The following is a 13,937-nucleotide window of genomic DNA, read 5'->3' on the forward strand; positions in this document are numbered from 1 at the left end:
CACCAACGGATCGCGCCGATCATCACCGAGGTCTGGGGGAGCTGGGAAGCCGCGGCCGGTCGACTTCGCTCAGCAGTTCAGCCACCGGCCGGAGGACTTCGTGCGGGACGTCCATCCGGTAGGTCGGGGTGTGGGCGACGACGCTGGACACGCGAAGATCACCGATCGCGCCGAGCCAGGCGTTGGCCTCCTCGAACGAGACATCCTGGGCGTAGGCCACGTGCATCGCCGCGTCCGAAATGCACTGACGGTAGGACTCGCTCTCGACGAAGCGGCTGCACAGATGCGACAGGCCGGCAGCATGGCTCACCATCGGTCGGTGCGGGCGAGTGTTCTTGATGACGTGAACGCTGAGGGTGACATCGGCTGCGATCTCGACGCCTGATCCGCTGATCTCGCCGTCGCCCATGGCGGCGTGGACGTCACCGATCAGGAACCGACCAGATCCGGTCTGGTCGTGCAAGTAGAGGGTCGTACCGACCCCGAGGGTCCGGGTGTCGAGGTTGCCGCCGTGATCCCAGGGGTCGGCTTCGTACGAAGGCAGGATGAGCCCGATCCATCCGACCATCAGGCGCGAGGGCAGGGTCACGGAAGGCGACAAGTGGATCGACTGATTGTCGGCTTCGATCGGCCGCGCGACACTGACCTCAGCCCGGTCCCGGAGCACTCCGCCCCAGGGTTCCCAGTCCAGCCGCGTCCCGGCGAATCCGATCCAGCCCGGGCCCCTGACGTCGATGTCGTCGATCGTGATGGCGAGGCTGTCTCCCGCGCCTAGGTCTTCGACGTCGATGGGACCCGTGAGGAAGGGCGAAACGGTGGCTGCCATCGTCTCGGCGACGAGCTGGTCGCCCGACCGCACGGTGACGGCTGCCGGGAGCTCAGCGCTGTCCAGACCGATCAGCCGGTCCCGCGTGACGCGCAGCATCCAAGGATCGTAGATGATCATGAGACGAGGCGCGATCCAATAATGGCCGCTGCAGGTTCGTCTCCGCGGCCACCCGGCTCAGCCCGGGCGTGATCAGGTCGGTTGTGAGGGCGCGAGGCGGGCGCCGTCGACCGGGCCGGCCTCATTGCGGTAGGCGGGCGGGCGAGGGTCGAGCCAGTCGATCAAGGCAGGCTTGGCGACATTCATCGCGAAGAAGTGGTTGCCGGCCGGGGTGTAGTGGCCGTGGTAGTAGCGATCGACGTAGTCGGCCGGGGTGAGGGAGAACGCTTCGAAGTCACGGCGGTGCGCGGCGAGGCCGTCGACGTAGCCGATCCCGAGGTCGTCGAGTTGTCGGACGAAGGTCTCGTCGGCGCGCGGTCGACCGGCGCAGGCGTCGGCGACCGTACCGGCCGGATAGCTGAGCAGGACGAGCAGCTGTTGATCATGGTTCGCGAGCTCGGCGTGCAAGGCCTGGACGATCTCGAGCGAGGAACGGAAGGCGCAGGCGGTGTAGAGGCGGTGGGCGGACGCGGCGGCCGTCTTCTCGGTGCTGATGTCGAACTCGACGCCGAGGGCGTGCGCCAGGTCGGCCTGGTCCCGGAGGTAGCCGAAGTCGCCGGTCTGCTCCGCGACGAGCAGCTGGACGACCGGGTCGGTACCGAGATTCTCGATCAGGAAGTCGGTGTCGCAGAGGTTGTAGAGCGACTCCGGGGTCGGGCAGAGATTGGGTCGTTCGACGAGCCGGCCCGAAGGGTCGAACCGGACATGGCGCCACGGGTTGGCGTGGAACATGCCGACGGGCATCCGGCGCTGCTCGCGCCACCACGACGCTCCGACCCGGAGCAGCCGGTAGGCGTCCAGGTTCCGGTAATGATCATCGAGGAAGATGTTCAAGATCACGTACGCGGTGCTGCTGGAGGTCGCCTGGACCCGGCGCAGCCGGAGTGCGGCTTGGTGGACGCCGTAGCCGCCGACGCCGAAGTTGCGGATCGGCTCGCCCAGGTTCGCGGCGAGGTACTCCTGCCAGGTCTCGCCGTCGCTGACCTGGTGGCACTGGGTGAAGCTGTTGCCGAAGGTGTTGATCCGGCACGGGCGATCGCCGTAGTTGATCACGAGACGCTCGCCCGTCCCGCCGTAGCGGTACGTGCTGGTGGCCCCGCCATGCCCGTCGACGACCCTGGAGTCGTTGGGCACATAGCCGAGCTCGGCGTCGAACCGGGCCCAGTTGGCTTCGCCGGCGTCGAGGAACCGGTCGATGTCGCGCCGCTCCAGCGTCGCCGCGGTCAGGAAGGCCCGGACGTGCTCGCCAGGATCGGTCATCTCACGCCGCCAAGCCGCTCTGGGTCCGCCGGCTCAGGAGCCCCGGCGCGGATTCACCGGCCAGTCGGCCGGGTACTCGTCGGCCAGTTCCTCGTGCCGGCGGTAGAGCTTCTTGCGGAGCCGGCCGGAGAGGCGGTCGCCGAAGACGGTGCCGAAGAGGTGGTCGGTCTCGTGCTGCAGGCACCGCGACAGCAGCCCGGTGCCGACCAGCTCCTGATCATGACCGAAGGCGTCCTGGCCGTGGCAGGTGGCCTGGTCGGGGCGGGCCAGCTCGACGTAGGCGCCGGGCAGCGAGAGGCAGCCCTCCTCCTCGGTCTCCAGCACCCGGTCCTTGCCCTCGGGCAGGGTCACCTCCGGGTTGCAGAAGACGCCGACCTGCCGCTGATGATCGTCGTCCGGGCAGTCGTAGACGAAGACGCTGAGGTCGATGCCGACCTGGGTCGCGGCCAGACCGACGCCGTCGGCGGCCCGCATGGTGGCGAACATGTCCCGGATCAGCCGGTGCAGTTCGTCGCCGTACTCGGTCACCGGGCGGGTCTTGGCATGCATGACCGGAGTACCCCAACGGGTGATCGGCAGGATCGTGCCACCGCTGGTCAGGTCGGTCAGGGTCGTCACCGAACGAGGTCCTTCCTAGGAGAGTCGGTACGGGTCCTCGGTGAACCCGGTGCCGGCCTCCGCATCGTAGTGGTAGACCTCGCGGCCCTCGATGATCACCCGGCGGGCCCGGCTCATGATCTCCAGCGGGTCGCCGTCCCAGAGCACCAGGTCGGCGTCCTTGCCGGGCTCCAGGGAGCCGACCCGGTCGGCCAGCCCGAGGATCTCGGCCGGGTTGATCGTGATCGATTCCAAGGCGGTACGGGGATCCAGGCCCTCCTTCACCGAGAGGATCGCCTGGTAGACGAGGAAGTTGATCGGCACCACCGGGTGATCGGTCGTGATCGCGATCTTGACCCCGGCCGCGGCCAGCAGGCCCGGGTTGCGCAGGTGACGCTGGTTCACCTCGACCTTGCTGCGCGAGGTGAACAGCGGCCCGATGATCACCGGCACGCCGCGCTCGGCCAGGACGTCGGCCAGCAGGTGTCCCTCGGTGCCGTGGTTGATCACCAGCCGGTAGCCGAACTCGTCGGCCAGTCGCAGTGCGGTGGCGATGTCGTCGGCGCGATGGGTGTGCTGACACCAGGGCACCTCGCCGGTCAGCACCGAGACCAGGACCTCGGAATTGGCGTCCCGGTCGAACGGCTTGCCGTCCTGCTCGGCCTGATCACGCTTGGCCTGGTAGTCCTGCGCCTTGCGCAGCGCCTCCCTGATCACCGCGGCGACGCCGAGCCGGGTGGCCGGGGTCTGCTTCTTCTCGCCGTACACCCGCTTCGGGTTCTCACCCAGGGCGGACTTGATGCTGCACGGCTGCGCGAACACCATCTCGTCGACCATCCGGCCCCAGGACTTGATCGCCACGGTCTGGCCGCCGATCGGGTTGCCCGAACCCGGCTTGACGACGACCGAGGTGATGCCGCCGGCCAGCGCGTCCCGGAAGCCCTCGTCGGCCGGATTGATCGCGTCCAGAGCACGGAACCGGGCCCCGACCGGGTCGGTCATCTCGTTCGTGTCCTGGCCGGCCCAGCCGTTGCCCTCCTCGTGCACGCCGACATGGCCGTGCGCCTCGACGAAGCCGGGCAGCACCCACTGACCGGTCGCGTCGATCACCTCGGTCTTCTTGCCGATCCTGACCTTGCTGCCGACCTCGGCGATCACGCCGTCCTTGATCAACACGGCGCCGTTCTCGATCGTTTCCCCGACGACCGGCACCACCCGGCCGCCGACAACCGCGAGCTCGCCAGGGCGGCGCGGGAAGGTCGACGGTGACGTCTGCTTCGGCATCAGGCCTCGGCTCCTTCGGCGAGCGGGATCAGGCAGGACGGACTCGGTGTCTCGATCGTGCCGTCGATCCGCCCGGCGGCAAGATCATCGCGACCGATCGCGACCACGGTGCCGTCGTTCTGGTTGGCCACCCACAGGTGGGAGTCGGTGGCGACCAGGTCGCGCGGCCAGGCGCCGCCACAGGAGACCTCGACGGCCGGCCGGAGGGTGCCGTCGGCGAGCTGGAACGCGGCGATGGTGTCCGAACCGCGGTTCGCGACGAAGATCGAGGCGCCGTCGGCCACGATCGCGGACGGGTAGATCCGTTCCTGGGTTGAGCTTCCGGACGCCGGTACGCGCTGGCCGCCCTCACCGCCGTTGCCGGTACGGGGAGCCCACCACACCTCGGCCGACAGCTCGCAGGCGACCACGAGTTGATCATCGACCAGGGCCAGGTGCCGCGGCCCGGTGCCCGGCGGCAGCAGGACGGGGTCGCCGGCCCGGCCGAGCTTCCCGGCGCCGTCGATGCCGATCCGGTGCACCCGGTCGGTGCCGAGGTCGGGCACCAGGATCAGGTCGCCGTCGACCACCACCTGGTGCGGGTGCGGTTCCGACTGCCGGCCGGCGTCCGGACCGGTGCCGGTGAACTCGAGCAGGTCGGTCTGGCCGGTCAGGCTGCCGTCCTCCGCGAGGCCGAAGGCGGACACCGAGCTGGACCCGTAGTTCGCGGTGATCACGAACCGCCGGTCCGGGCTGAGGCACAGGTGGCAGGCGCCCGGTCCGGAGTTCGGCACGGTGTTGATCAACTCCGGGCCGCGTTCGGTCAGCCGGAACGCCGCCACCGACGAGTTCGTACCCTCCGACACCCCGTACAGCAACGGCAGGTCGGGGTGCTTGATCAGATAGCTCGGCGAGTCGATCTCGACCGTGCCGAGCGGGGCGGCGCCGTCCGGCTCGACGCGGAAGGTGACGATGCCGGATCCGTCCCCCAGGGTCGGGGTGTAGCCGCCGACGATGAGCTGGCTCAGGTGAGGTAGAGGCACGATGTCTTGCATATCACGGTTGCGGCGTGGCGACTTGTCCTCGGTGCCGAGCCGACGGATCGTGAGAACGTGCCTGCCGCCGCCGAACCCGCCGAACCCGAGCTCGCGGGCGGCTATCGGGAGCTGCTGGACCGCTATCTGCGGCAACTCGGCTCGGAGCGGCAGCTCTCCGATCACACGGTACGGGCCTACCGCGCCGACCTGACCTCGCTGCTGGAACAGCTGACCCGGCTCGGCCGGGACCGGCTGGCCGAGGCCACCCTGGGCGACCTGCGCAGCTGGCTGGCCCGGCAGCAGTCGACCGGCCAGGCCCGGTCCAGCATCCAGCGCCGCGCCACCGCGGCCCGGGTCTTCTTCGCCTGGGCCCGCCGGGTCGGCGAGATCGAGACCGACCCGGCGGTGTCGCTGCGCTCGCCGAAGCTGCAACGGCGGCTGCCGGACACCCTGGACGCGGCCGCCGCGCAGCAGATGCTCGAGCAGGCGATCACGTACGCGGCGGAGGAGGGCGGCCCGGTCGCGCTGCGCGACGTCGCCCTGCTCGAAGTCCTGTACGGCAGCGGCGTCCGGGTCGCCGAGCTGTGCGGACTCGATGTGACCGACGTCGACGCCGACCGGCGCACCCTGCGCGTCTTCGGCAAGGGCCGCAAGGAGCGCACGGTGCCGCTCGGTGCGCCCGCCTTCCGCGCCCTGGACCGCTGGATCGGCGAGGGCCGCGACGCGCTGATCACCCCGGCCTCACCGCCGGCGATCTTCCTGGGGGAGCGCGGCGGCCGGATCGATCAACGGGTCGTCCGTCGCATCGTGCACCGCGCGCTCCGGCTCACCGACGGCGCTCCTGATCTTGGTCCGCACGGCCTCCGGCACGCGATGGCGACCCACTTGCTGGAGGGCGGCGCCGACCTGCGCAGCGTGCAGGAGATGCTCGGTCACGCGTCCCTCGCAACGACGCAGATCTACACCCACGTGACCACGGACCGGCTCCGGCGAGCGTACGAACAGGCCCATCCGCGCGCCTGATTCTGTCGATCCCTGAGCCCGTCGAAGGGTGCCCGGTGTCATCCCCTTGGCCCTTCGCAAGCTCAGGGGACGTCAGCACGTTGTGTCACGGTCCAGTTAAGGTTTCATTTCATACTGAAACTTCTGAGATTTGGTATTGACTGGTTCCGGGGCGGGCTTCAAGATCACGTTGCATGAGTTCCCGCATCCCGGCGGTCCTGCTGGCCGCCCTCCTGATCCTCACCGGTTGCGCGGGCGGTGGCAGTGGATCGGGCACCGAGCAGCAGAGTCGTACCGTGTCCATGGCGGTCAGCGATCCGGTGACGTTGAACCCGGGTCGGCAGACGATCGCCTTCAACCAGACCAGGGTGATCTTCTCCGGCCTGATGTTCGCCGAGGCGGACGGGACGATCACCGGCCTCAACGCTGAGTCGGTGACCTCCGACGACGCGGTGAACTGGACGATCAAGCTTCGCGACGGTTGGACGTTCCACAACGGCGAGCCGGTCACCGCCGAGAGCTACGTCAAGGCGTGGAATGCGACCGCGTACGGGCCGAACGCCTGGGAGAACAGCGGCCAGCTGGCCAACATCGTCGGTTACGACGACCTCAACCCGGACCAGGGTGAGCCGAAGGTCAAGCAGATGTCCGGGCTCAAGATCGTCGACGAGCACACCTTCACGGTGAAGCTGAAGAGCCCGGACGGCCAGTTCCCGTTCCAGGTGTCGCAGTCGCAGACGGGCTTCTTCCCGTTGCCGGAGGCTGCCTACGATGATCTTGAGGGCTTCGCGAAGGCGCCGATCGGGAACGGTCCGTTCAAGATCGTCGGCAGCTACACCGAGAACGATCCGGTCACCGTGCAGGCCTATCCGGAGTACGCCGGGCCGAAGCCGACGGTCGACGAGATCGTGTTCAAGCCGTACACGGACATGACCACGGCCTACACCGACGTCCAGGCCGGGAACACCGACATCCTGTTCGTCCCGGCCAGCCGGATGAACCAGGTCAAGACCGACTTCGGTGAACGTGCCTACGTCTTCCAGGGCCTGGGGATGAACTACCTGGGCCTGCCGCTGTGGGAGGAGCAGTACTCCGACATCCGGGTCCGGCAGGCGATCTCGATGGCGATCGACCGGCAGGCGGTCAGCGACGCGATCTACGGCGGGATCTGGGAGCCGGCGACCGCGCTGACGCCGCCGGGCGAGCCGGGCACGCCGGTCGGGTTGTGCGGTGAACTGTGCACGTTCAACCCGGAGAAGGCCAAGCAGTTGCTGGCCGAGGCCGGTGGCTGGACCGGCCCGATGGAGATCAGGTACCCGGGCGGCTCCGGGCTGGACGAGCTCTACCAGGCCTACGCCAACCAGCTCCGGCAGAACCTCGGCATCGCCGACGTGACCGCGACGCCGACCACGGACTTCCCCGAGTTCCAGAAGTTGCGCAACGAACGCAAGCTGACCGGGCCGTACTTCTCCCGCTGGGGCGCCCTGTACGCCAGCCAGCAGAACACGCTGCGCGAGTTCTACCTGAAGACGGGCGGCTGTGTGAACTGCGTCCCGTACTACACCGAAGAGGTGAAGGACCTGTTGGCCAAGGCCGACGCCGAGCTCGATCAGGAGAAGGCGATCGCCGGCTATGTCGAGGTGCAGAAGACGATCATGAAGGACTTCCCGGCACCGCCGATGTTCTTCGAGAAGTACACCTACGCGACGTCGGAACGGGTGGCGAAGCTGGACGAGGGCGTCGGCTCGATCAACATCGAGTTCACCGAGCTCGCCGGACAGTGATCATGGTCGGGGCAACCACGTGATCAAGTTCCTGGTCCGCCGGTTCGCCGAGCTCGTGGTGGTGTTCTTCGGGGTCACGTTCGTGATCTACGCGGCGGTCTTCGCCCTGCCCGGTGACCCGGTCGCGGCGCTGGGCGGGGACCAGCCGCTGCCGCCGCGAACGGTCGAACTGATCAGGGCGAAGTACCACCTGGACGATCCGCTGTGGAGTCAGTATCTCCGTTACCTGGGCACGCTGCTGACCGGCGATCTCGGCGTCGACCTGAACGGCCGGTCGGTCGGCGAGCGACTGGCCGGCCGGTGGCCGGTGACCATCCAGCTGGCCCTGACCGCCTGGGTGATCCAGGTCGTGATCGGGACCGGGCTCGGGCTGCTGGCCGGCCTGCGGCAGAACTCCTGGCTGGACCGGGGTGTGTTGATCATGACGATCGTGGTCACGTCGATCCCGATCATCGTGATGGCCGTGGCCGCGCAGTTGATCTTCGGTGTTCGGCTGTCGCTGCTGCCGATCGCCGGCGTGTCGGACGGCTGGCCGGTCTCGTACCTGCTGCCGGCCTGCGTGCTGGCGATCTACGGACTGGCCGCCGTGTCACGCCTGATGCGGGGCAGCGTCGCGGACACGATGCGGACCGACTTCGTCCGGGCGCTCTGGGCGAAGGGCCTGCCGGGACACCAGGTGGTCGGCGTGCACGTGCTCCGGAACTCGGCGATCCCCGTGCTCACCTATCTCGCGGTGGACCTGGGCGCGTTGCTCGGCGGGGCCATCGTGACCGAGGGCATCTTCAACCTGCCCGGGGTCGGGCAGCTGATGTTCCAGGCCATCCGGACCCACGAGGGCCCGACGGTCGTCGGCATCGCCACGGCGCTGGTCCTGATCTTCCTGGCCACCAGCCTGATCGTCGATGTCCTGCACTCTCTGCTCGATCCGAGGGTTCGGCATGACTGATCAGGTACTGACCGCCGACATCGCGGTCGAGGGGGCCCAGGCTCGCGGCGTCTGGGCGACGGTGCGACGCCGGGTGCTGTTCTGGCTGCCGCTGGGCGTCTTGACGATCATGATGTTGATCGCCGTCGTGCCGGAGCCGTTCGCCGGGCTGTTCGGCCATCCGGACCCGCGGGTCTGCGACCTCTCCCGCAGTGTGAAGCCGCCGACCGCCGGGCACCCGTTCGGCTTCGACGTGCAGGGCTGCGACGTGTACGCGAACGTGATCCACGGCGCCCGGGCGTCCATGATCGTCGGCCTGGTCTGTACCGCGATCGCGCTCGGCATCGCCCTCGTCGTCGGCACCCTGGCCGGCTATCTCGGCGGGCTGCTCGACTCGATCCTGGCCCGGCTGACCGACATCTTCCTCGGCTTCCCGTTCCTGCTCGGCGCGATCGTCGTGCTGAACACGCTGGGCAGCCGGTCGGTGATCACGGTGGCGCTGGTGCTGGCGGTGTTCGCCTGGCCGACGCTGGCGCGGTTGGTCCGGACCAGCGTGCGGGGCATCCGCGGTGCCGAGTACGTCCAGGCGGCCACCGCGATGGGGCTGCCGACCCGGCGCATCCTCGGCCAGTACGTGCTGCCGAACGCGATCGGTCCGGTGCTCGCCGTCGCGACGCTGACCGTCGGCGGCGTGATCGTCGCCGAGTCGACGCTGACCTTTCTCGGTCTCGGCCTGCGGGCGCCGTCCATCTCCTGGGGGCTCCAGCTGGCCAGCGCGCAGGCGGTGTTCCAGCGGGCGCCGCACATGTTGATCTACCCGAGCATCTTCCTGGCTGCGACGGTGCTCAGCCTGATGACGATCGGCGACGTGCTCCGGGACGCGATCAACCCCAGGGCCCGCTCGTGAACCAGGACCGGTCATGATCAAGTCGGATGAAGAACCCAGGGAAAGGGAGACGATGACGGGATACAGCGTCGAGACGGCGCGCGAGGCGGCACCGGCGATCGAGGCCTGGCTGGCGTACCAGCGGCGCTATCTGCGCACCCCGGGCGTGCAGGCCGCGATCCGGGTCGGGGCTGAGTTGATCACCTCGCAGGCGTACGGCTTCGCCGACGAGCCGGCCGGGACGCCGCTGCGGACCGACCACCTGTTCCGGATCGCGTCGCACTCCAAGACCTTCACCGCGACCGCCGTGCTGCAACTGGCCGGCCAGGGCAGCCTGCGGCTGGACGACCGGATCGACGCCCATGTCCCCGAACTGGCCGGGACCGGGATCGGTCCGGTGACGCTGCGCGAGCTGCTGGGTCATCAGGGCGGCGTCATCAGGGATGGTGTCGACACCGACTTCTGGCAGCTGATGCGGCCGTTCCCGGACCGGGCCGAGCTGATCGAGCTGTGCCGCGACCACGGCGTGGTCTATCAGACCAACGAGCACTTCAAGTATTCCAACGTCGGCTACTCGCTGCTCGGGCTCGCGATCGAGAACGCGTCGGGCCTGTCGTACCACGAGTACGTCCGGACCAAGATCATCGAGCCGCTCGGGCTGGCCGACACGGGTCCGGAATGGCTGCCGGAGCTCGCCGATCGCTTCGCGGCCGGTCATACCGGCCTGATCGACGGAGCCGAGCCGCGGCAGGCGATCGGCCACGTCGACACCCGCGGCATGGCCGCGGCGACCGGCTTCTACTCCACCGCCGAGGACCTGGTCCGCTACGCCGCCGCCCACTTCACCGGCGCCGAGGACCTGATCGACGACGCCGCGAAGCGGCTGATCCAGCGGGACGAGAGCACGGTGATCACGAACGGCACCGAGCAGGGGACCTATGGTCTCGGCATGGACGTCACCACGATCGGCGAGCGGCGGCTGGTCGGGCACAGCGGCGGCTACCCGGGCCACATCACCCGGACCTACCTCGATCCGGCCGAGCAGGTCGCGGTGAGCGTCCTGACCAACTGCATCGGCGGCCCGGCCACCACCCTCGCCGACGGCGTGGTCAAGCTGCTCAACCTCGCGGCCGGCGACCACGACCCGGACCCGGCGGCAGCCGACCAGGACCTGTCCCGGTTCACCGGCCTGTTCGCGAACCTGATGGGCGTCGTGCAGATCGCGCTGCTGGGCGGCCGGCTGGTCGGCTTCTATGCCGCGGCGCCGGACCCGACCGCGTCCTACGACGAGCTCCGGTTCGTCGACGAGAACACCCTCGAGGGCACCGCCGAGGCCGGGTTCGGGCTGGCCGGCGAGCCGATCCGGTTCACCTGGGCGGCCGACGGCTCGGTCGAGTCGGTCCGCTACGGCGGCGGCACCCGGTGGCCGGTGGACGTGTTCCTGGCCCGCCGCGCCGACCAGATCCGCAACGGCACCGCCGGGACCGGAACGAGTTGATCATGGCCAAGTCCGCGAACCGCGCCGGCCGCAGCAAGCCGTCGGCCCCGACGCCCGACCCGACCGAGGACTGGGAGACCAGCGAACGGCGGCGGGAGTTCATCGAGTCCTTCGGGGTGCTCCGTGAACTGGCCGGCTCGCCGCGGATGGAGGGGCGCGTGCTCGCGTACCTGATGACGAGCAGCAAGCCGTACGTCTCGTCGGCCGAGCTGGCCGGTGCCCTGAAGGCGAGCGCCGGCTCGATCTCCGGCACCACCCGCCGGCTGATCGAGATGGGCTTCATCGCTCGGCACGCCATCCCGGGCGACCGGAGCCACTACTTCACGGTCGACGACGACATCTGGGGCACGTTCCTGGCCGGCGAGCGGCGCTACCTCGATCGGCAGCGTGCCATGTTCTCCGACCTGCTCGCCGACGTACCGGCGACGCTCACCGGCCCGCGGCGCCGGCTCCGCAACGCGCGCAACTACATGGAGTGGCTGGCCACCTACCACCGCAAGATGCTGGCCGACTGGAAGGCCTACAACGAGACCCACAACGTCGACGCCGACGAGGATCGGGCCGGCCACGGCGAGGACCGGTCATGACCTCGGCCAGGCGGGCCGTGCTCGCGTTCGAGGACCTGGTGGTCGACTTCCTGGTCGGCGGCCAGTGGCAGCGGGCGGTCGACGGGGTGTCGTTCGACCTGCGCCAGGGTGAGGTGCTGGCCGTGGTCGGGGAGTCCGGGTCCGGCAAGAGCGTGACCAGCCTGGCCTCGATCGGCCTGCTGCCCGGCAACGCCCGGGTCGGCGGTCGGGTGCTGCTCGATGACCAGGACCTGCTGACCGCCGGCCGGGCCCAGCTGAACGGGATCCGGGGCAAGCGGATCGCGATGATCTTCCAGGACCCGGTGAACGCGCTGGATCCGGTGTTCACGGTCGGGTTCCAACTGATCGAGATGATCCGGCGGCACCAGCCCGACCTGGACCGCCGGCAGGCACGGGAGCGGGCCGTCGAACTGCTCCGGATGGTGGAGATCGCGGAACCGGAGCAGCGGCTGCGGCACTACCCGCACCAGTTGTCCGGCGGACAGTGCCAGCGGGCGATGATCGCGATGGCGCTGTCCTGCGATCCGGAGGTGCTGATCGCCGACGAGCCGACGACGGCCCTCGACGTGACGGTCCAGCAGGAGGTGCTGGACGTCTTGATGGCGCTCCGGGAGCGGACCGGTGTCTCGATCATGATCATCACTCACGACATGGGCGTGGTCGCCGACGTCGCCGAGCGGGTCGTGGTGATGAGGCAGGGGAGCGTGGTGGAGGTCGCCGGCATCCGGGACCTGTTCGCGCGGCCGCAGCACGACTACACCAAGGCCCTGTTGGCCGCCGTGCCCGGCGCCGACCGGCCCGAACCGGAGCCCGGCGGTGTCCAGGATCGGGAACCCGTGACCGCTCCGGCGGAGGACGCCACGGTGCCGCCGCCACTGGAGATCGAGGGGCTGGTGGTCGAGTACCGGGGCCGGCGCGGCCGTCGGGTCCGGGCCGTGGCGGGTGTCGACCTCCGCCTCGGCCAGGGCGAGATCTGCGGCCTGGTCGGCGAGTCCGGGTCGGGTAAGTCGACGATCGGCCGCAGCGTGCTCGGGATGGCCCCGATCAGCGGCGGCGACGTCCGGGTCGGCGGCGTCTCGATGGCCACCGCCCACCGGTCCGAGCTGCGCGCGGTCCGATCGCGGATCGGCGCCGTGTTCCAGAACCCGGCCGGCTCGCTCAACCCGCGCTACACCATCGGCCAGTCGATCGGCGAGCCGCTGCTGGTGCACCGCGGCGTGCGTGGAGCCGAGCTGACCGGCCGGGTCCGCAGCCTGCTGGAGAGCGTGGAACTGCCGGCCGGCTGGGCCGGGCGCTACCCGCACGAGTTGTCCGGCGGCCAGCGGCAGCGAGTGTCGATCGCGCGGGCGATCGCGCTCGAGCCGGACCTGCTGATCGCCGACGAGCCCACCTCGGCACTGGACGTCTCGGTGCAGGCCACGGTGCTGGAACTGCTCGTCTCGCTGCAGCAGCAGTTCGCCTTCGCCTGCCTGTTCATCAGCCACGACCTGGCGGTGGTCGAGCAGGTCTGCGACCGGATCGCCGTCCTGCACGACGGACTGGTCGTCGAGCAGGGCAGCTGCGCGGCGATCCTGAGCTCGCCGGCGGATCCGTACACGCGACGGCTGCTGGCCGCCGCGCCGGTCCCCGATCCGGTCGAGCAGGCTCGCCGCCGAGAGTCCCGCCTGGCCGGTGTCGCCTAGCGTTCGTCCGCGGGATCGAACCAGCGCAGGTGCTTGCCGAACCTGGCGAAACCTCGGTCCCGGGTCGCGAGCCGGGCACCGTGGGCGCTCGCGAGCGACGCGAGGTAGACGTCCGGAACGGCGCGTCCGCGGAGCCGATGATCACTCTTGAGCAACTCGTCGAAGACGGCCCACGACCGAGGCGTCGAGGCGACCGAACGAGCCGGTGGTGTGTCCTGCAGCGCCCGGACGAAACCGAAGGCACTCGCGGTGGTCGACGCCGGCTTCGAGATGCGCGGGTCGGTCACGATCCGCACGAAGCCCGTGAGCACAGGATCGGCGAGCAACACGGGTTCGGCGTCGTTGACGGCTTCGCCCAGCCAGCGGGCGTAGTCGGCGTGCCGGTCCGTGCCCTCTCGGAACGCGTGCACGAGCACGTTCACGTCGAGGAG

The 13,937-nt window shown here is 69.5% G+C and carries 13 protein-coding genes; 7 read left to right on the forward strand and 6 right to left on the reverse strand.

The window, feature by feature from the left end; translation table 11 throughout:
* Positions 1–22: 22 nt before the first annotated feature.
* The 5 genes from AC6CCG_RS06845 to AC6CCG_RS06865 form a co-directional block, all read right to left on the reverse strand.
* The gene (locus tag AC6CCG_RS06845; protein ID WP_496653730.1) at positions 23–946 is read right to left on the reverse strand and encodes an acetamidase/formamidase family protein; all 924 of its coding nucleotides are present in this window, start codon (positions 944–946) and stop codon (positions 23–25) included.
* Positions 947–1,018: 72 nt separating this feature from the next.
* Positions 1,019–2,245, reverse strand: coding sequence for an SGNH/GDSL hydrolase family protein (locus AC6CCG_RS06850; protein WP_496653731.1), 1,227 nt, complete (start codon positions 2,243–2,245; stop codon positions 1,019–1,021).
* Between the two features lie 33 nt (positions 2,246–2,278).
* Positions 2,279–2,863, reverse strand: coding sequence for a peptide deformylase (def, locus tag AC6CCG_RS06855; RefSeq protein WP_496653733.1), 585 nt, complete (start codon positions 2,861–2,863; stop codon positions 2,279–2,281).
* A gap of 15 nt (positions 2,864–2,878) precedes the next feature.
* A complete protein-coding gene (locus AC6CCG_RS06860) occupies positions 2,879–4,126 on the reverse strand; it encodes an amidohydrolase (RefSeq protein WP_496653734.1) in 1,248 nt (415 codons plus the stop codon).
* On the reverse strand, positions 4,126–5,148 hold the full coding sequence (locus AC6CCG_RS06865; protein WP_496653735.1) for a lactonase family protein: 1,023 nt from the start codon (positions 5,146–5,148) through the stop codon (positions 4,126–4,128). Before AC6CCG_RS06865 ends, AC6CCG_RS06860 begins: the two co-directional genes overlap by 1 nt.
* Positions 5,149–5,217: 69 nt before the next feature.
* Here AC6CCG_RS06865 and AC6CCG_RS06870 point away from each other — a divergent pair, with 69 nt between their 5' ends.
* The 7 genes from AC6CCG_RS06870 to AC6CCG_RS06900 all read left to right on the forward strand — a co-directional run bounded on the left by AC6CCG_RS06870 (position 5,218) and on the right by AC6CCG_RS06900 (position 13,506).
* The gene (locus AC6CCG_RS06870; RefSeq protein WP_496653736.1) at positions 5,218–6,165 is read left to right on the forward strand and encodes a tyrosine recombinase XerC; all 948 of its coding nucleotides are present in this window, start codon (positions 5,218–5,220) and stop codon (positions 6,163–6,165) included.
* Positions 6,166–6,338: 173 nt separating this feature from the next.
* Positions 6,339–7,928: a peptide ABC transporter substrate-binding protein gene (locus AC6CCG_RS06875; RefSeq protein WP_496653737.1), complete on the forward strand. Its 1,590-nt coding sequence runs from the start codon at positions 6,339–6,341 to the stop codon at positions 7,926–7,928.
* A gap of 19 nt (positions 7,929–7,947) precedes the next feature.
* On the forward strand, positions 7,948–8,874 hold the full coding sequence (locus AC6CCG_RS06880) for an ABC transporter permease (RefSeq protein WP_496653738.1): 927 nt from the start codon (positions 7,948–7,950) through the stop codon (positions 8,872–8,874).
* A complete protein-coding gene (locus AC6CCG_RS06885) occupies positions 8,867–9,760 on the forward strand; it encodes an ABC transporter permease (protein ID WP_496653739.1) in 894 nt (297 codons plus the stop codon). Before AC6CCG_RS06880 ends, AC6CCG_RS06885 begins: the two co-directional genes overlap by 8 nt.
* A gap of 52 nt (positions 9,761–9,812) precedes the next feature.
* Positions 9,813–11,237 (forward strand): serine hydrolase domain-containing protein, encoded by a 1,425-nt coding sequence (locus AC6CCG_RS06890; protein WP_496653740.1) that lies wholly within the window; start codon positions 9,813–9,815, stop codon positions 11,235–11,237.
* Positions 11,238–11,239: 2 nt separating this feature from the next.
* Entirely contained in the window at positions 11,240–11,824 is a 585-nt protein-coding gene (locus AC6CCG_RS06895; RefSeq protein ID WP_496653741.1) for a GbsR/MarR family transcriptional regulator, read from the forward strand.
* Positions 11,821–13,506, forward strand: a complete 1,686-nt coding sequence (locus tag AC6CCG_RS06900; protein WP_496653742.1) for a dipeptide ABC transporter ATP-binding protein — start codon at positions 11,821–11,823, stop codon at positions 13,504–13,506. Before AC6CCG_RS06895 ends, AC6CCG_RS06900 begins: the two co-directional genes overlap by 4 nt.
* Here AC6CCG_RS06900 and AC6CCG_RS06905 read toward each other — a convergent pair.
* Positions 13,503–13,928, reverse strand: coding sequence for a TA system VapC family ribonuclease toxin (locus AC6CCG_RS06905; protein WP_496653743.1), 426 nt, complete (start codon positions 13,926–13,928; stop codon positions 13,503–13,505). The two genes, AC6CCG_RS06900 and AC6CCG_RS06905, sit on opposite strands and share 4 nt — an antisense overlap.
* Positions 13,929–13,937 lie beyond the last annotated feature (9 nt).

Source organism: Microlunatus sp. YIM B11417 (assembly GCF_059617205.1).

Excerpts from the sequence above, each read along its gene's own strand:
- AC6CCG_RS06860 (WP_496653734.1), bottom strand. The coding sequence starts at position 4,126 with ATGCCGAAGCAGACGTCACCGTCGACCTTCCCGCGCCGCCCTGGCGAG.
- AC6CCG_RS06885 (WP_496653739.1), top strand. The coding sequence starts at position 8,867 with ATGACTGATCAGGTACTGACCGCCGACATCGCGGTCGAGGGGGCCCAG.
- AC6CCG_RS06850 (WP_496653731.1), bottom strand. The coding sequence starts at position 2,245 with ATGACCGATCCTGGCGAGCACGTCCGGGCCTTCCTGACCGCGGCGACG.
- AC6CCG_RS06845 (WP_496653730.1), bottom strand. The coding sequence starts at position 946 with ATGATCATCTACGATCCTTGGATGCTGCGCGTCACGCGGGACCGGCTG.
- AC6CCG_RS06900 (WP_496653742.1), top strand. The coding sequence starts at position 11,821 with ATGACCTCGGCCAGGCGGGCCGTGCTCGCGTTCGAGGACCTGGTGGTC.
- AC6CCG_RS06890 (WP_496653740.1), top strand. The coding sequence starts at position 9,813 with ATGACGGGATACAGCGTCGAGACGGCGCGCGAGGCGGCACCGGCGATC.
- AC6CCG_RS06875 (WP_496653737.1), top strand. The coding sequence starts at position 6,339 with ATGAGTTCCCGCATCCCGGCGGTCCTGCTGGCCGCCCTCCTGATCCTC.
- AC6CCG_RS06895 (WP_496653741.1), top strand. The coding sequence starts at position 11,240 with ATGGCCAAGTCCGCGAACCGCGCCGGCCGCAGCAAGCCGTCGGCCCCG.